17 protein-coding genes are annotated in these 17252 nt (G+C 68.1%); 4 read left to right on the forward strand and 13 right to left on the reverse strand.

Features of this window, described 5'->3' with window-relative positions:
* The first annotated feature begins 101 nt into the window (after positions 1-101).
* Positions 102-1031, forward strand: a complete 930-nt coding sequence (locus C8D03_RS02800; RefSeq protein ID WP_108044907.1) for a sulfite exporter TauE/SafE family protein — start codon at positions 102-104, stop codon at positions 1029-1031.
* Complete coding sequence (locus C8D03_RS02805; RefSeq protein ID WP_108044908.1) at positions 1028-1801, forward strand: TIGR02186 family protein; 774 nt, start codon at positions 1028-1030, stop codon at positions 1799-1801. The genes C8D03_RS02800 and C8D03_RS02805 overlap by 4 nt, the downstream gene beginning before the upstream one ends.
* A 16-nt stretch (positions 1802-1817) precedes the next feature.
* Here the strand turns inward: C8D03_RS02805 and C8D03_RS02810 are convergent, their stop codons facing one another.
* From C8D03_RS02810 to C8D03_RS02865, 12 genes are all read right to left on the reverse strand, one after another.
* Positions 1818-3074, reverse strand: coding sequence for a molybdopterin molybdotransferase MoeA (locus tag C8D03_RS02810; RefSeq protein WP_108044909.1), 1257 nt, complete (start codon positions 3072-3074; stop codon positions 1818-1820).
* Positions 3075-3081: 7 nt separating this feature from the next.
* Complete coding sequence (mobB, locus tag C8D03_RS02815) at positions 3082-3612, reverse strand: molybdopterin-guanine dinucleotide biosynthesis protein B (RefSeq protein WP_108044910.1); 531 nt, start codon at positions 3610-3612, stop codon at positions 3082-3084.
* A 102-nt stretch (positions 3613-3714) separates the two neighbouring features.
* Complete coding sequence (locus tag C8D03_RS02820; RefSeq protein WP_108044911.1) at positions 3715-4722, reverse strand: formate dehydrogenase subunit gamma; 1008 nt, start codon at positions 4720-4722, stop codon at positions 3715-3717.
* A gap of 149 nt (positions 4723-4871) precedes the next feature.
* Positions 4872-5468, reverse strand: a complete 597-nt coding sequence (fdh3B, locus tag C8D03_RS02825) for a formate dehydrogenase FDH3 subunit beta (RefSeq protein WP_108044912.1) — start codon at positions 5466-5468, stop codon at positions 4872-4874.
* 14 nt (positions 5469-5482) lie between these two features.
* Complete coding sequence (locus C8D03_RS02830; RefSeq protein ID WP_108044913.1) at positions 5483-8461, reverse strand: formate dehydrogenase subunit alpha; 2979 nt, start codon at positions 8459-8461, stop codon at positions 5483-5485.
* 13 nt (positions 8462-8474) lie between these two features.
* A complete protein-coding gene (locus tag C8D03_RS02835; protein WP_465246425.1) occupies positions 8475-8717 on the reverse strand; it encodes a formate dehydrogenase in 243 nt (80 codons plus the stop codon).
* On the reverse strand, positions 8714-9505 hold the full coding sequence (locus C8D03_RS02840) for a Cro/CI family transcriptional regulator (RefSeq protein ID WP_108044914.1): 792 nt from the start codon (positions 9503-9505) through the stop codon (positions 8714-8716). The genes C8D03_RS02835 and C8D03_RS02840 overlap by 4 nt, the downstream gene beginning before the upstream one ends.
* A gap of 110 nt (positions 9506-9615) precedes the next feature.
* Complete coding sequence (locus C8D03_RS02845) at positions 9616-10314, reverse strand: DUF3306 domain-containing protein (RefSeq protein WP_108044915.1); 699 nt, start codon at positions 10312-10314, stop codon at positions 9616-9618.
* Positions 10311-10829: a DUF3305 domain-containing protein gene (locus C8D03_RS02850; RefSeq protein ID WP_108044916.1), complete on the reverse strand. Its 519-nt coding sequence runs from the start codon at positions 10827-10829 to the stop codon at positions 10311-10313. Before C8D03_RS02850 ends, C8D03_RS02845 begins: the two co-directional genes overlap by 4 nt.
* A gap of 10 nt (positions 10830-10839) precedes the next feature.
* Positions 10840-11850 carry a DUF6352 family protein gene (locus tag C8D03_RS02855; RefSeq protein WP_108044917.1) on the reverse strand — a complete coding sequence of 337 codons (1011 nt, stop codon included), beginning with the start codon at positions 11848-11850 and terminating at the stop codon, positions 10840-10842.
* A 22-nt stretch (positions 11851-11872) separates the two neighbouring features.
* The gene (locus tag C8D03_RS02860) at positions 11873-12421 is read right to left on the reverse strand and encodes a DUF6505 family protein (RefSeq protein ID WP_108044918.1); all 549 of its coding nucleotides are present in this window, start codon (positions 12419-12421) and stop codon (positions 11873-11875) included.
* Entirely contained in the window at positions 12418-13161 is a 744-nt protein-coding gene (locus tag C8D03_RS02865) for a biotin/lipoate--protein ligase family protein (RefSeq protein WP_108044919.1), read from the reverse strand. The genes C8D03_RS02860 and C8D03_RS02865 overlap by 4 nt, the downstream gene beginning before the upstream one ends.
* A gap of 130 nt (positions 13162-13291) precedes the next feature.
* Between C8D03_RS02865 and C8D03_RS02870 the strand changes: the two genes are divergently transcribed.
* Entirely contained in the window at positions 13292-15331 is a 2040-nt protein-coding gene (locus C8D03_RS02870; protein WP_248308325.1) for a 4Fe-4S binding protein, read from the forward strand.
* 158 nt (positions 15332-15489) lie between these two features.
* Here C8D03_RS02870 and C8D03_RS02875 read toward each other — a convergent pair whose 3' ends face one another.
* Complete coding sequence (locus C8D03_RS02875; protein ID WP_108044920.1) at positions 15490-16896, reverse strand: c-type cytochrome; 1407 nt, start codon at positions 16894-16896, stop codon at positions 15490-15492.
* Between the two features lie 121 nt (positions 16897-17017).
* Between C8D03_RS02875 and C8D03_RS02880 the strand changes: the two genes are divergently transcribed.
* The gene (locus tag C8D03_RS02880; protein WP_248308326.1) at positions 17018-17242 is read left to right on the forward strand and encodes a sulfurtransferase TusA family protein; all 225 of its coding nucleotides are present in this window, start codon (positions 17018-17020) and stop codon (positions 17240-17242) included.
* Positions 17243-17252 lie beyond the last annotated feature (10 nt).

A 17252-nucleotide genomic window follows, 5' to 3' on the forward strand; every position in this document is an offset into this window, starting at 1 on the left:
CATGGCATCTCCGCCAGCATCTTGCCTTAACCGGATCGGTGCATAGTCGGACGAGCCGGCGCCAGCCCGTCGTTCGGCCCCGCCGCGCATGAGGAGCAGAGGTGCAGATCTACCTACCGATCGCTGAACTGCCGATCAGCATCCTCACGGTGCTGGGCCTCAGCGGCGCGGTCGGTTTCATCTCGGGCCTGTTCGGCGTCGGCGGCGGCTTCCTGCTGACGCCGCTCCTGATCTTCCTCGACATTCCCCCGGCTGTGGCCGTCGCCACCGTCGCTGCGCAGGTCGCAGGCTCCTCGACCACCGGCGTTCTGACCTATTGGCGACGGCGGGCGCTCGACTTCAAGCTCGGCGGCATCCTCGTCGCGGGCGGCATTCTCGGCACGGTGCTCGGCGTGCTGTTCTTCAACTCGATGCGCCGCCTCGGCCAGCTCGAGCTCGTCATCACCCTGTCCTACGTGACGCTGTTCACCATCATCGGCGGGCTGATGCTCTATGATGCCGTGCGGGCGCTGATGCGCGTCAGGGCCGGCAAGCCGGCGCGGCTGAGGCGCCGGGCCGGCACGCATCCCTGGTGGATGGGCCTGCCCTGGCGGATGCGCTTCCCGCACTCGCAGCTCTATTGCAGCATCATTCCGATTGCCTCGCTCGCCGTCGTGATCGGCTTCATCGGGGCGGTGCTCGGCGTCGGCGGCGGCTTCATCCTGGTGCCCGCGCTGATCTATTTCTTCCGGATCCCGACCGCCGTCGTCGTCGGCACGTCGCTGTTCCAGATTCTGATGACGATGACGGGCGCCACCATCCTGCACGCCCTGACCAACCAGTCGGTCGATCTCGTGCTGGCGGTGCTGCTGCTGCTCGGCGGCGTGATCGGCGCGCAGTTCGGCGGACGCGCGGCGCGCAATCTCAATGTCGAATCCTTCCGGCTGCTGCTGGCCCTGCTGATCCTCTCCGTCGGCCTGCGCTTCGCGATCGAGCTGTTCATTCCGCCCGGCGAACCCTTCTCGGTCGTGCTGACGGAGGGCACGCGATGAGCCGGCTCGCACGGATCGCCGCGACGCTGGCGCTCCTCGCCTGCGCGGCCCTTCCCGCGCGAGCCGAGTCGCTGATCGCTGCGATGTCGAGCCACCAGATCCAGATCACCTCGAACTACACCGGCAGCCAGCTCACCGTGTTCGGCGTGGTCGAGCGCGACGGGCGCACCGTCGCCCGAGGCGACCCCTACGACATCGTCGTCACCGTCCGCGGGCCCCGCCGCATGCTGCTGGTGCGCGAGAAGGAAAGGCTGGGCCCGATCTGGATCAACCGCACGCAGCGGCGTTTCCCCGACAGCTCGATCTTCATGACGGTGGCAAGCAACCGGCCGCTGAACGAGATCATGAGCGCGGAAACGGCGCGACGCGAACGCATCGGGCTCGAAAACGCGAAGCAGTTGAAGGATGCCGGGCTCGATCTCGACGTGACGACGGCACGGTTCCAGGAGGGGTTGATCCGCATCCTGTCCGACAAGGGGCTCTACTCGACCGAGGAGCGCGGCGTCACCTTTCTCTCGAACACCCTGTTCAGCGCGCCGATCGACGTGCCCGCGACGGCGCCCACCGGCTCCTACGAGATCGACATCGTGCTCTATGCCGGCGGCGTGCCTCTGGCCCGCCAGACCACGAATTTCGAGGTGGTGAAGAGCGGCATGGAGCAGCGCCTTGCCTCGGGGGCTCACGAGATGCCCCTGCTCTACGGGCTCGTCACGGTGATCATGGCGCTGCTGCTGGGCTGGCTCGCCAGCGTGGTGTTCCGGCGCGACTGAGCGAGACGCTGCCGTCTCAGCCGACCAGAAGCCCATAGGCCAGGAAGGGCACGACCGTGCCCTCCGCGATCGCCGTCATGTCTTCGGCCAGTTCGACGAGGCCGTCGGTGCGGGTCAGCGAGGTCAGGACCCCGGCGCCGTCCTGCGGATGCTTGCGGGCGACCATGACACCGTCGGCTGCGGATTCCAGAGAGACGCGGACATATTCGCGCCGCCCCTCCTTCTTGCGATAGGCAAAACCGAGCCGCACCGGCAGGGCGACGGGCGGGGCCTGCTGCGTGCCCGCCAGCCGCGCGATCATCGCCCGCGCCACGAAAGCGAAGGTCACGAAGACCGCGACCGGATTGCCCGGCAGGCCGATGAAGGGCGTCGAACCGACGCGGCCCAGCGCCACGGGCCGGCCGGGCTTGATGCCGATGCGCCAGAAGGCCAGTTCGCCGACCTGCTCGACCGCCGCCTTGACGTGGTCCTCCTCGCCGGTCGAGACGCCTCCCGAGGTCAGGACGAGATCGCAGGCGTTCGCCGCCTCGGCGAGACGCCGCGCCAGGCTGTCGCGCTCGTCGCGCAGGATGCCGAGGTCGATCACCTCAGCCCCCGCCCGAGCAACCATGGCGCGCAGCAAGGCGCGGTTGGCGTCGTAGATCGCGGCGGGCGCCAGCGGCTGGCCCGGCTCCGTCAGCTCGTCGCCCGTCGAAAACACCGCGACCCGTGGCCGGCGCCGCACCGCGACCCCGGTCAGGCCGAGAGCCGAGAGCAAGGCGAGATCCTGCGGACGCAGGCGCTGGCCGGCCGCCGCCGCGACCGCGCCGCGCGCGATGTCCTCCCCGGCCGGGCGGGCATTCGCGCCCTGCACGAGGCCGGGCGGCAGGATCGCGACGCCCGCCTCCAGCGCGACATCCTCCTGCATGAAGACGGTGTCGGCGCCGGGCGGCATCGGCGCCCCGGTGAAGACGCGCACCGCGACGCCTAGCGTCGTCACGCCGACGGCATCGGCACCGGCCGCGACGCGGCCTGCAACCGGCAGCCGTGTCGAGCCTGCGGTGGCGAGGTCGGCGAAGCGCACGGCATAGCCATCGACCGCGGAATTGGCGAAGGGCGGCAGGTCGAGCGGAGCCGCGATGTCATCCGCCAGGACGCGGCCATCGGCCTGCGCCAGCGCGACGACCTCCGTGCCGGCGACCGGGCCGACCAGCGCCAAGACGCGCTCCCCCGCCTGTTCCAGCGTCATCAACGCGCCACCGAAGGCTTCGACATCCCGGCTCAGTTGCGCCATCGCCCGATCACTCCCGCTGGCCGGCACGCGCCAGCATCGGCGCGAGCGGCTGCGCCCGCACCAGCATGATATCGGCAATGGCCGCGATATCGTTGATATCGATCACCGGGCGCCCCGCATCGGGAAAGGCGGTGTCGCTCGCAACGGCGACGATCGTCGGGTCACCTGGATGCAGCGGCGGCTTGCCGTTGCCTGAGCGATGGATCTCGATCTTGACGTGCGGCTGGCGCTTGAAACCCTCGACGATGACGAGATCCACCGGCGACAGGCGGGCGAGCAGGTCCGGCAGCGTGGCCTCGGGCTCGCCGCGCAATTCGCGCATCAGCGCCCAGCGGCGTTCAGACGAGATCAGCACCTCGCGCGCGCCGGCCTCGCGATGGGCGTAGGAATCCTTGCCCGGCGTGTCGAGATCGAAGGCGTGATGGGCATGCTTCAGCGTCGAGACCGAGACGCCGCGCGCCGACAGTTCGGGAATGAGGCGGGTCAACACGGTGGTCTTGCCCGCGCCGCTCCACCCCGCCAGACCGATCACGCGCATCGAAAACCTTCGTCCAGAAACAAGACCGGCCACGAAAACAAAACCGGGCGCCTGAGCGCCCGGATGTCTTCGGTCAGGTTGCCCCGCCGGGTCAAGCTGGCTTCATTCGGCCGGCTGAAGTCTCGGCCCGTCGCCGACATGCCCCTTGCGAAGCTCCTCCTCGACCCAGAGCGAGTGATGCGCCCTGGCCCAGTTGAGGTCGACCTCGCCGGAGCCCATCGCGTCGAAGGCGCCTTCCATGCCGATCGTGCCGATATAGATGTGGCCGAGCATCAGGGCGACCATGAGCACCGAGACAATGCCGTGCACGACGTTCCAGAACTGCAGGTTCAGGACGCCGCCGGCCCATTGCGGGAAGATCAGGTAGAAGCCGGAGACCGACAGCGCCGCGCCGCCCAGGACGACGCCCCAGAACACGATCTTCTGGCCGCCGTTGAAGCGCCGCGCCGGCGGATGCCCGCTGCCGACGATGCCGCCACCAGCCGCGAACCAGCGCAGATCGATCATGGTCGGGATGTTGTCCTTGATCCAGACCAGGAACATCAGCACGACGCCGAGCATGAAAGGCCAGGCCAGGAAATTATGAGCCCACTTCGCCACCACCGAGATGTTGGTGAAGGCCTGCGGGCCGATCAGCGGCAGGAGCAGGAGCTTGCCGAAGGTGACGTTCAGCCCCGACAGCGCCAGCACGATGAAGCAGGCCGCCGTCAGCCAGTGCATGAAGCGCTCGAAGGCGTTGAAACGGGTGATGGTGCGTCCGGCAGGGCCGCTGGCCGTGCGGATGCGACCGCGAATCAGATAGAACGCCACCAGCGCGACCAGCGTGCCGAGAACCGCGATGGCGGCGATGCGCAGCATCGTGCCCTGATGGAAGGCGCGCCAGTCGCGGCCGGCGGGCCGCTCCAGCGTCGCGGCCCTCTGGTCGGGAATCGTGATGCGGCCCTGCAACTCGGCCGAGGGATTGCCCTTCAACGCCTCGAGGAACTGCTGCTCCCGGACGGAATCGGCGGTCGGATTGATCTGCTGGGCCAGGACCGGGCCGACAGTGACAGCAGCGAAGGTCAGCAGCAGAACCGCGACCAAGGCAAGGAGTTGAGCGCCGCGACGCATTTCGATGATCCTTCTTCTCAGCCCTCATCCTGAGGAGCCATCTTGTCTCAAAATGGCGTCTCGAAGGATGATCCAGCGATCTCTGGAGCATCCTTCGAGACGCCGCTGCGCGGCTCCTCAGGATGAGGACTGAGCTTCCAAACGGCTTCCTAGATCGCGATGGTTTCCTTGTAGGCGGTCTGCCAGCCCCAGGCGCCCGAGCCGTAGCCGCGCTTCACCACCCGCTCCTTGTAGATCTGGGCGATGATCTCGCCGTCGCCGGCGAGCAGGGACTTGGTCGAGCACATCTCGGCGCAGAGCGGCAGCTTGCCCTCGGCCAGACGGTTCGAGCCGTATTTCTGGAACTCGGCCGGCGAGAGGTCGACCTCCGGGCCGCCCGAGCAATAGGTGCACTTGTCCATCTTGCCGCGGGTCCCGAAGTTGCCGATCTTCGGGTATTGCGGCGCGCCGAACGGGCAAGCGTAGAAGCAGTAGCCGCAGCCGATGCAGAGATCCTTGTTGTGCAGGACCACGCCGTCGGCGGTGTTGTAGAAGCAGTCCACCGGGCAGACGGCCATGCAGGGCGCGTCCGTGCAGTGCATGCAGGCCATCGAGATCGAGCGCTCGCCGGGCTTGCCGTCATTGATCGTGACGACGCGCCGCCGGTTGATGCCCCAGGGCACCTCGTTCTCGTTCTTGCAGGCGGTGACGCAGGCGTTGCACTCGATGCAGCGGTCGGCGTCGCAGAGGAATTTCATCCGGGCCATGATTCAGTTCCTCCTCACGCCGCCGCGATCTGACAGAGCGTGACCTTGCCTTCGTGCATCGCCGTCACGGGGTCGTAGCCATAGGTGGTGACGATGTTGACCGACTCGCCGAGCACGATCGGGTCCGTCCCCTTCGGGTAGTTCCCGCGCTGGTCCGTGCCCTGGTAGAAGCCGCCGAAGTGGAAGGGCATGAAGGCCACCCCCTTGCCGACGCGTTCGGTCACCAGCGCCTTGACCCGCGCCTTGGAGTTGTTCTCGGGGCCGGAGACCCAGACGAAGGCACCGTCCTTGATACCGCGCGCCGTCGCGTCGGCCGGGTTGATCTCGACGAACATGTCCTGCTGCAATTCGGCCAGCCAGCGGTTGGAGCGGGTCTCCTCGCCGCCGCCTTCGTATTCGACGAGGCGTCCCGAGGTGAGGACGATCGGGAAGGACTTGGCGATGCCCTTCTCGACCGCGGCCTTCTGGACCGAGGTGTGCAGGTTGGGGATGCGCAGGGTGCGCTCGTCCGGGCGAGCCGGCCATTTGGCGACGAGATCGACGCGCGGCGAATAGATCGGCTCGCGATGGGTCGGGACCGGATCGGGCAGGTTCCAGGCGTTGGCGCGGGCCTTGCCGTTGCCATAGGGCACGCAGCCATGGGCAAGCGCGACGCGCTGGATGCCGCCGGAGAGGTCGTTGGCCCAGTTCACCGCATCGATCGCATTGCCGCCGATCCAGGTGATGGTCTCGAGTTCCTTGGGCGTCAGGTCGGCATCCCAGCCGAGTTTCTTCAGCACGCCCATGGTGAATTCGGGATAGCCGTCCCGGATTTCCGAATTGAGCGAGTAGGAACCGTTCTCGGCCAGCAGCGTATCGTTGACCTTGCTGCCATCCGGCAAGGTGCGCTCGCGGGTCAGGCCAAAGCGCGGCCGGAAGGTGCCGCCGCCGTTATTGGCCGCCAGCGAGGTGTTGTAGAGGATGTGCGTGCCGGGATGCTTCAGCTCCGGCGTGCCCCAGCACGGCCAGGGCAGGCCATAGAAGTCGTTCTCGACCGGCGAACCGACAGCGCCGCGCAAGGATACCAGGTCGAACTTGTCCTGGTGCTCCATGTGGAGCTTGAGGCGCTCCGGCGACTGGCCGGTATAGCCGGTCGACCAGCCACCCCGGTTGATCTCCTTGAGGATCGACTCGGCCGACGGCTCGGCGCCGTACTTGCCCTGGATCATCTCGAAGTTCTTGTGCATCGGCTCGGCGAAACCGAGCTTCTGCGCCAGCTTGTAGATGACGAAATAGTCGCTCGCGGCCTCGAAGATCGGTTCGACGATCTTCTCGCCCCATTGCACCGAGCGGTTGGAGCAGGTGCGCGAGCCCGAGCATTCGAACTGCGTGCCGATCGGCAGCAGATAGGTGCCATTCTTGCGCCCGCCGAGCGAGACGAAGTTGGTCGGGTGCGGATCGGCGACGACGAGAAGCTCGAGCTTCTCCAGCCCCTTCACCGCATCGGGCATGCGCGGGATGGTGTTGCCGCCATGGCCCATGACGAACATGGCCTTGAGGTTGTCCATCTGGTCGACCTGCTCGGCCGGCAGATTGGCGGCGTCGAACCAGCGGGTCGAGGTGTGGCCCGAGGTCTCCATATTGGCCTTGCGGGTGCGGGCCGGGCGACCGCCCTTGGCCGGAACCTCGTCGAAACGCGTGACGAAATCGTCGTACGGCACGTCCCAGACACGGGCCCAGTGGCGCCAGGCGCCTTCGACCAGGCCGTAATAGCAAGGCAGATTCGAAATATCGAGGCCGAAATCGGTGGCGCCCTGGACGTTGCAGTGGCCGCGGAAGATGTTGGCGCCGTTGCCCATGCCGCCGACATTGCCCGTGGCGAGCAAGAGGTTGCAGATGGCGCGGACATTGGCCGTGCCGACCGAATGCTGCGTCACGCCCATGCACCAGATGAAGGTCGCGGGCTTGACCTTGGCGAAGGTCTCGGCGGCGCGCTTCATCTGCGCTTCCGGCACGCCGGTGATGTCCTCGACAGTCTTGGGGTCGTATTTCTCGACCTCCTTGCGGACGTCGTCCATGCCGTAGACGCGGGCAGCGAGGAAGTCCTTGTCCTCCCAGCCGTTCTTGAAAATGTGCCACATCATGCCCCAGATCACCGCGATGTCGGTGCCGGAGCGGATGCGGATATAGTCGGTCGCATGCGCGGCCGTGCGGGTCAGGCGCGGATCGAAGACGATGACGTTGGCGCGGTTGAGCTCCTTGCCGGACAGGATGTGCTGCATCGAGACCGGGTGGGCCTCGGCCGCATTCGAGCCCATGAACAGGATCGTCTTGGAGTTCCGGATGTCGTTGTAGGAGTTCGTCATCGCGCCGTAGCCCCAGGTGTTGGCAACACCCGCGACCGTGGTGGAGTGACAGATGCGCGCCTGGTGATCGACGTTGTTGGTGCCCCAGAAGGCCGCGAACTTGCGGAACAGATAAGCGCCCTCGTTGGAGAACTTGGCCGAGCCGAGCAGGTAGACCGAATCCGCGCCGGACTTGGCCCGGATCTGCATCATCTTGTCGCCGATCTCATTGATCGCGACGTCCCAGGAGATGCGCTGCCACTGGCCCTCGACCAGCTTCATCGGATATTTGATGCGGCGGTCGCCATGGACCAGCTCGCGCACCGAGGCGCCCTTGGCGCAATGCGAGCCACGGTTGATCGGGCTCTCCCAGGCCGGTTCCTGGCCGACCCAGACGCCGTTGTTGACCTCGGCCTTGACCGTGCAGCCAACCGAGCAATGGGTGCAGATGTTCTTGATGATCTTGGTGCCCGTCGAAGGGCCAATGCCGGCAGCCTCCGCCTTGCGGACCGAGCCGATCTGGAGCGCGCCAGCGGCCACGACGCCGCCCGCCACGAGGCCGGAGCGGCGCAGGAAGGCACGGCGGTCCATGACGCCGGAAGACAGGCCGGCGATCGCCGACTGGAGGCGGCCGCGCTGGACATCGGCCGTTTTGCGCTTGATCAGCATGGTTCTCGGCCTCTCAGTAACGGTTGACCCGGTAGAAATCCTTGACGTGCTCCGACTCGCGGTAGCGCGCCTTGGTCTCGTCCTTGCCGGGGTCGACGGCGGCGGCGGGCGTCACCATGGCCGGCGTCGCGGCCAGCGTGGCACCGGCGCCGAGCGCCTTGAAGAAGCTGCGCCGGTCGACCGCGGGCTTTGCGGGCTCTTTGGTCTTCGACATCGTCGTCTCCCACGCATGGTGCTTCGCGATCTTCGTCGTCATGCCGGCAGCCTCGCCGCCTGCGTCTCGATCGACAGGAACAAGCTGCCGAGACGGCCGACAGCCTTGTAGAATCTCGCAGCCTTCGCGACCTCCAGATCGGCGAAGAAGCGCTCGCCCCAGGCCTCGATATGCCGGGCGAAGAAGCGCTCGGCATCGACGCCCTCGGCCGCAACCTCGCCGCGGATCAGCTTCGCGACGATGTCGAGCAGGACGGCGATATGGTCCTCGGGCTCGCCGGCGCGCTCGGCCCGCGCCAGGCCAAGCTTGCCCATGTCCTCGCGCACGAGAGCGAGCGGCCGCTCATGCAGGAAGCCGGTGAGGTAATAGGACGCATAGGGCAGAAGCTCGCCGCGGCCGACGCCGATGAAAAGCTCGAAGAACTCGTCGCGCAGGCTCGCGGGGGTCGCCTCCTCGGCGGCCTCGGCCAGGGCGAGATGCGCCATGCCCAGCGGCGAGGCGTCGCCCTGAAGGCCGCGCAGCGCCGCCATAGTCTCGGCGGTCGGCGCGCGCCAGAGCAGAGCGCCGATCAGTTCGCATTCACGGGCGCGCGCCTCGTCGATCTCGTCGAGCGCTTCCGGCCTTGCGATCTGGGACCGGCCTGCAGGCGGATAGATGTCGGGACGCAGGTCGCTGCGGGAGATGCCGGTGGTCGCCTCGACGGAGAGGACGCGATCGGCCGGGACACGCTTCCAGCTCGAGATCGCGGGCTGCGAAATGCCGAGGCTGCGCGCCAGAGCCCTGACGCCACCAACGCTACCGATCGCTTTTTCCAGTGCCGGGTCGCGCATCAGGCTAGGCCATCGTCCTCTTCGCGATCGTCGGCGAAAGCAGCCGCCCGATCCTTGAGCAGTGATAATGCCTGCTTATCACTCATAAATACAATCATTCCAATCTCGATTCAGATTGGAATTGCCCCACCTCCACGCTTGCGAATCCGCACGGAAACGTCCTTCGGCTCGGGCGAATTTTGCACCGCAGCATAGACCGGCGGCGCTATTTCCGGTGCAGCAGAGCCGGTATCGCCAGCGCTTGCAGCGTCGCCGCTCAATCGGACGGCCGCCAACTCTGCGTGCGAAGACCCGTCTTCTTGCGCTGCAGCATCCAACTTCACACCTTCGTCATTAGACGAAAGTTGATGCGGCATCACGCCGCCTGTCGCTTCGTCAGCGGCGATGACGGGTGCTTCCGGCTCGGGAGCCTCGCCGAAGATGCCGCGCACCATCGCGGCGACATCGTCCGATTCCGTCAGGGGGCCGTAGCCGGGCGCTCCGCCCGGCGTGTTCCAGTCGAGCGCGTAGTCACGGGCCGGATTTTCGAAGCCGGCGATCGCGGGATCGCTCTCCCAGGCCCGCCGCAGCGCCGCCAGCTTCCAGGTCTCCGGCACGTTCTGCTTGAGCCACGGCGCGAGGTCGAAATCCTTGTCGATGAGGTCGAGCGACGGCGGCTCGGCGACGTCGGCCGTGGCGGCCGGCATCGTTGCGTCCTCGGGCAGCCCGGCCGCGCATGGTTCCGGCAGAGCCTCAGGCTCGGCCACCGCGCGCTTGCGGCGCGACCAGCGGCTCAGGAAGCCTTCATCCTCGGGCGCATCGGCGCTCATGCTTCGTCCTCGCGCCGGCGCGTTCCCGGGTCGGGGCGCGGCGCGGCGCCCTTGCGCGGATCGTGCTCGGTGCGCTTGCGCTTGATGAATTCGCGCTCGACATGATGCGCCTCGAAGAAGGCCAGCACCTGCTCGGCGATGGCCTGCGGCATCGGCAGCGCCTCGACGACGTCGCCGACATTCTCGGCATAGACCTCGCCCTCGAACGGGTCCGCCGTGACGCCGACGAACTCGATCTCCGGCTCGATGCCGGTCGGCCGGATCGCGACCCAGAGCCTGGCGCGACCGGCCTGGAAATTCTCGCGAAAATGGGCGGTGTCGACCGAATGCAGCGTCAGGGTGGCGGGGCCGAGATAAATGCTGCGCCGGTCGGGCGTACCGGGCAGCTCGGTCCAGGGCGCGAGCGCCGGCGGCTCGGGCAGGATGGCGAGCGGCGTCCAGGCGTGATCGATCCAGGGCGAAACGACCGTGCGACGCTCGACGACGATGCCGACCTCGATGTGCTGCTGGGTCATGCTTCCGTCCTCAGTTGGCCATCTCGCGGATCGCGAGCGGCAGGCCGGTGACGAGGTTCTGCGGCTTCAGCCGCATGATCCTGTCCGGCGACATCGCCATGACCAGATAGATCGGCTTGCCTTTGGCCGCCGGCAAGACCGGGACGTCGTCAGGCAGGGTCATCCTGTAGAGGGCGAGCACGCGCGACAGCGCCTCCTCGCTCACCGTCTCGCCCTGCCACAGCGCGTTGCCGATGCCCGTCGCCTGTGCGTCGAGCCCGACGAACCAGCGCCAGTCCGCGTCCTTGACCTTTTCCAGCGGCGTGATCGCGACATCGAAGCCATGGATCTGGCGGACCCAGTGGCGCAGCGCCTGGCCGAGCGCCGCACGCCCCGACGGCGCCCCGCCGAGATCGAGCACCATGTCGAAGCCGTCCGAGCGCTGCCAGTACTGGTCGGCATTGGCGGCTTTCAGAATGTCGAGCGAGGTCGCGGCCGGACCTCCCAGCATCGCGAGCAAAGGCGAGGCGTGGCGATCGGCCTCGTGGCCCTCGATGATGTCGGCATCGGCGAGCAGGATCGTGTTCTCGTGATGGGTGACACGCTGCGGCCGGAACAGGCATTCGGCGGCGCGCGCGACATAGGGGTCGTCGACCTCGTCGAGCGCCGCGCGCAGGATGACGTGGACGAGCTGGTCGAGGAACAGCGGCGGAATGCTGACAGCGCCTTCGCGGATGATGCCGGCATAGGCGGCCTCCAGCGTCGGCGCGGCCAGGAGCCGGTCGCGCCAGCCCAGCATGAAGCGCCAGTTCTCGCGGGCATCCTCGTCGAGGATGCCCGCGACATCGGCGGGCGCGATCTCGGCCTGCGGCTCCTGCATCAGCTTCGCATGCAAGGCGCGCTCGGCGTCGCAGGCTTCGTCCGGCGGCAGCAATTCGGGCCGCGCCAGATAAGCCTTGAGGAAATCATCGGTGACCCGCAGGCCGCCGCCAGGCTCGCGGTCCAGCAGCAGATGGCCCGATGTGGCCCAGAAATGCGTCATGCCAGCCCGGTCTCTTCGCGGTTCATCGAGGCTTTCCAAGGCTCAGGAGATCGACCTGCTCGGCGGGCCCGTCATCTTCGCCCGCCACCTCCAGGAACTCGAAGGCGCGGAAGCCCTCGCTCTGGCCCGCGTCGCGCGGCGTCAGGGTGCGGAAGCGCTCGCGGATCTCGCCATCCTCCTGCGTCCGGTGCAGCGCGAGCAGTGTCTGGGCCGGATGATCGCAGAGCGAGGCGGCAAAGGCGATCTCCTCGGCCGCCGCCGCGCGCGCCGTGGCGAGATCAGGCGCGCCGAGCTTGTCGATGAGATGCCCGGCGAGCTGGGCGATGGCGGCCTCGCGCTCGGCTTCGGTCGCATCCGTCACCACCGCCAGCGTGCTCCAGCCGAAACTCGCGACGCCGAGGAAGCCGGAGCGGAAGGCCGCCCGCGCCTTCGGATCGAGCCCGGTCGGGTCGGCCTGACCGAACAGAAAGGAGCCGGTCACCAGCCATTCGCCTGGCTCGGCCGCGCGGCGAAACACGAAGGTGTCGGACGGGTCGAGCCGGATGGCGCGGGGCAGCTTGACGGCGCTCACAGCTTCGGCCCGCCGCTCTCGCGATCGAGCCAGTCAACCCGCGCCAGCGCCTCGACGAGGCTGCGGCGCCCGGTGCCGGCCTGCGTCGTCACGACGAGGTCGCCATTGGGGTCGATGCCGTGGCGGGTGCCGGGAACCTTGTCGAGCCGGTCGAGCCAACGCAGGGCCGTCGCCTTCGCGCCGTCGCTCTGCCAGCGCGTCACGCTGAGCATCAGATGGCGGGCGAAGGCCTCGATCAGATCGACCGCATCGACCTCCTCGAATCCTTCCTCGGCCATGCCGACGCCGACATGCCCTGCCGCGAAGGGCGTCATCGTCGTGGCGCGCAACATCGCCCCGAAGACCAGCCAGTCCGGCACAGTGTCCTCGCCGCAGCCCTCCGGCCAGGCCAGCCTGCCGCCGCCGATCAGGCCTAGATCGTAGATCAGCGCGTCCGGCCAACGGAACAAGATCGGCCGCTCGGGAGGGCTGTGGACGGCCAGCGCGTCGGCCAGTGCATTCATCGCGAGGTATTGGGCGAGCCGCGCCTCTCCGAGCGGGCTCTCCGGCTCCAGCACGACCGCGAACTCGACGATGTCGAAGCGCCGCGTCCAGACCAGCGTCGCAGCGCCAGCTTCCGACGCGATGGCGCAGGCATGGGCGAAGGCATCGCCCGATTCGCGCAGAGCCACGAGCGAGAAGCCCGGCGGCAGAACCGGCTCGCGGCGCAGATCGTCCGGGCGCTGGGCGCTCACCGCCATGATCGCAATATCCTCCGAGGGCGCGACGAATTACTCATCGTTCGTTTCTTTTGAACCACTCCAATTCCATATAAGCATGGATTATCGCAAGAGAGGCGACACAACGCCGCCACCCGAGGATGCGCCGACGATGCAAGACGCCACCCGCACGCTGATGGTGTGCTCGTGCGAGGATACGATGCCACTCGATGGCGCGGCGCTGGCGCGCGGCTGCAAGGGTAGCGACATCCGCACCGCCAGGCATCTCTGCCGGACGCAGACGGAGCTGTTCACGCGGGCGCTGGCCGAGAGCGCCAACATCACCGTCGGCTGCACGCAGGAGGCGCCGCTCTTCGAGGAGATCGCGGCCGATCTCGATTATGCGGGCGAACTCGTCTTCGCCAATATCCGCGAGAGCGCCGGCTGGGCGCGCGAGGCGAAGGCCACCGGGCCGAAGATGGCGGCGCTGCTCGCCGCCGCCGCCGAGCCGATGCCTCCGGTCTCCTTCACCACCCTGACCAGCAAGGGTGTCGCCCTGGTCTATGGCCGCGACGAGGTCGCGCTGTCGGTGGGCCAGCGGCTAGCCGAGCATCTCGACGTCACGATCCTGCTCAGCCGCCCGGGCGAGATCACGCCGCCGCGCGTGATCGAGACGCCAGTGCTGAAGGGCACGATCGCGGCCGCCAGCGGCTGGCTCGGCGCCTTCGAATTGCGGATCGACGACTATGCGGCGCCTGCGCCGTCATCGCGGGCAAGGCTGGTCTTCGGCGAGCCGCGCCAGGGCGCAACCTCGCATTGCGACATCGTCATCGACGTCTCGGGCGGGACGCCGCTGTTTCCGGCCGGCGAATTGCGCGCCGGTTATCTGCGCGCCGACCCCGGCAGCCCGGCCGCGATCGAGAAACTGGTCGCGGAGGCCGGCCATCTCGTCGGCGAGTTCGACAAGCCCGCCTATGTCCGGCTGAACGACGATCTCTGCGCGCATTCCCGCTCGCAGAAGACCGGCTGCACGCGCTGCCTCGAACTCTGCCCGACCGGCGCGATCACGCCCAATGGCGACCATGTCGCGATCTCGGCCGAAATCTGCGCCGGCTGCGGCGCCTGCGCCGCTGTCTGCCCGACCGGCGCCGTGACCTATGCCCTGCCCCCGACCGACGCGCTGCTGCGCCGGCTGCGCACGCTGCTTGCGACCTATGCCGAGGCCGGCGGGCGCGAGCCGGTCGTGCTGCTGCATGACGGCGAGCATGGCGAGGCGCTGATCGACGCGCTCGCCCGCTTCGGCGACGGCCTGCCGGCCCGCGTGCTGCCGCTGCGGGTCAACGAGATCACGCAGATCGGGCTCGAGACCTTCGCGGCGGCGCTGTCCTTCGGGGCCAGCGCGGTGCGCGTTCTCGGCCGCGCCCGGCCGAAGCACGATCTCTCCGGCCTGCAGCGCAATCTTTCCTATGCCAATACGCTCGCCTCGGCGCTCGGCTTCGGCTCCGGCGGCGCGGGACTGATCGAGACCGATGATCCCGACCAGTTGGCTGCGGCGCTGGCCCGCCTCGCGCCTGGCATCGTCTCGCCCGCGCCCGCGCGTTTCCGGCCGATGGGCGAAGGCCGGCCGCTGCTGCGCCAGACCATCGCTGAGCTGTATGCTGCGGCGCCCACGCCCGTGGCCTCGGTCGCGCTGCCGGAACGGGCGCCTTTCGGGACGATTCATGTCGAGACAGAGGGCTGCACGCTCTGCCTCGCATGCGTTTCCGCTTGTCCGGTGCAGGCGCTCTCCGACAATCCCGACCGGCCGACGCTCGCCTTCCAGGAGGACCTTTGCGTGCAGTGCGGGCTCTGCGCCGCAACCTGCCCCGAAAAGGTGATCACGCTGGAGCCGCGCATCGACTTCGAGGCCTGGCGCGGCGGCAAGCGCGTGCTCAAGGAGGAAGAGCCGTTCCACTGCATCAACTGCGCAAAGCCCTTCGGCGTGCGCAGCACCATCGAAAAGATCGCGGCGAAGCTGGAGAACAAGCACTGGATGTTCTCGGGCGACGCGGCCAAGCGCATCGCGGTGATCCGGATGTGCGAAGATTGCCGCGTCGAGGTGGTGGTCAACGAGAGCTTCGACCCGCATCTCTCGCCGCAGCGGCCGAATGTGCGCACGACCGACGACTATCTGCGCGAGCGGGCCGAGCGCGGCGACGACCCGTTGCAGTAGAGGGCGTTTCGTTCGTCAAACCCGCGCCGTCATCCCGGATGCAGCGAAGTGGAACTCCGGGATCCATCGTAGAGTTCCGGAGGCCTTCGATGGATCCCGGAGCGGCGCCGCTTCGCGGCTTGTCCGGGATGACGTCGAGGTTTTTGATCGAGCCTCGCCTACTTTGCCGCCGTCACCTTCTCCAGCCAGTCGACCAGCGCCTGCCGGTCCTCGGCCGAGCCGATGGTCTGCTCGGGCATCTTGGTGCCGGGCGTGTAAGCGCCGGGACCGATCTCGAACAGTTTCGACACCGTCTCCTTGGTCCAGACGATGTCCATCGCCTTGAAAGCGTCGGAATAGGCATAGGCAGGGGCGCTCGCGATGCGGCGGCCGAAGAGGCCGTGCAGGGTCGGTCCGGCGCGGTTGCCGTCCGAGGGCGTCAGCGTGTGGCAGGCGGCGCAGGCCCGGAAGACCTGCGCGCCGCGCTCGCCCTGGAAGGCTGCGAGCACGTCTGGCCCTGCACGCGGCACGACCGGGCCGACATGCTCTCCGGTGACGGCATTCCAGCGCCGGACCAGCCGGTCGGTGCCACCGGACAGAAGCTGCCGGCCATCGGGCAGGAAGGCGAGCGACCAGACCGGCAGGCCCGGCCCGACCAGCGTCGCGCGGATGGTGCGGGCCTTGCGGTCGACCAGCGCGACCTGGCCGCGCAGGCCGCCGGCGGCGATGGTGGCGCCGTCGGCGGAGATCGCGAGCGCGATCAGCGGCGTCTCGCCGATCGCGATCTCGCCGCGCGCCTCGCCCTCGGGGCCGAACAGGCGCAAGCGGCCATCGGCGGCCGCGACCGCGATCTCGCCATCGGGCGCGACGACGACGCCATTGAGCGGGGCCGGCAGGGTGACGACCCGCTCGGTGCCGGCATCGGCCGGCCAGATCCGCAGCGTCGCGTCGTAGCCAGCGCTGACGAGGCCACCGCCCGGCAGGAACGCCACGCCGTTGACCGGTCCTTTATGACCTTCCAGCACGCGCGCCGTGCCGTCGCCGAGCGAGGTCACGCGCAGGGTCTCGTCCCAGGAGGCGGAGGCGAGGTGGCCGCCATCGGCCGAGACCGTCAGCGCCGCCACCGGCCCCTTGTGACCCTCGATGACCCGCGCCGGCTCGGCCGCGGCACCGCGCCAGAGTGCGATGCGGCCATCCTCGGCGCCGGTCGCGAACTCGGCGCCGGTCGCGAAGCTTGGGCCGGCAGAGGCTTGGTCGGCGGGAGCTTGGCCGGGGATGGCCACGACGGCATTCACCGCGCCCTGATGGAAGCGCAGCACCGCTTCGGCGGTGCCGTCGGCAAGGCCCCAGAAGATCGCCGACTGGTCGAAGGAGCCGGTCATGGCGAACCGGCCATCGGGCGAGACCGCAACGGCGCGCACCGGCCCGCCATGGCCGCGGAGCTCCTGCGCCGAGGCCGGGATGACCAGCGCCAGAGCCAGCAGCGACAGCAGGGCGAAAGGCGCGATCCGCCTTCTCCCCCGGGGGGAGAAGGCGGCAGCGCGAAACGCTGATGGATGTGGGAAAGAAATGCGCCCCGCTGCCATACATCCCTCATCCATATGCCACGCAGACACATTCTCCCCCGGGGAGAGAAGGATCAAGCGCGGTTGCCTCGATGCAAGAAGCCATCATATGAAGCGCTCCGATCCGCACACGGTTCCCTCGATGACCACGACCCCCCTCAATCTTCGTGGCCTGAAATGCCCCCTGCCCGCGCTGCGGGTCCGCAAGGCGCTGAAGGGCGCCTTGCCGGGGACGCTCTTCGTGGTCGAATGCACCGATCCAATGGCGGCCATCGACATTCCCAACCTGATGCGCGAGACCGGCGACGCAATCGAGCACAGCGCCACGCAGGGCGAGATTCTCGTATTCCACATCCGCAAGGGTTAACTGAGCCTGA

This window comes from Bosea sp. 124 (genome assembly GCF_003046175.1).
In the GTDB taxonomy this organism is placed as follows: Bacteria; Pseudomonadota; Alphaproteobacteria; order Rhizobiales; family Beijerinckiaceae; genus Allobosea.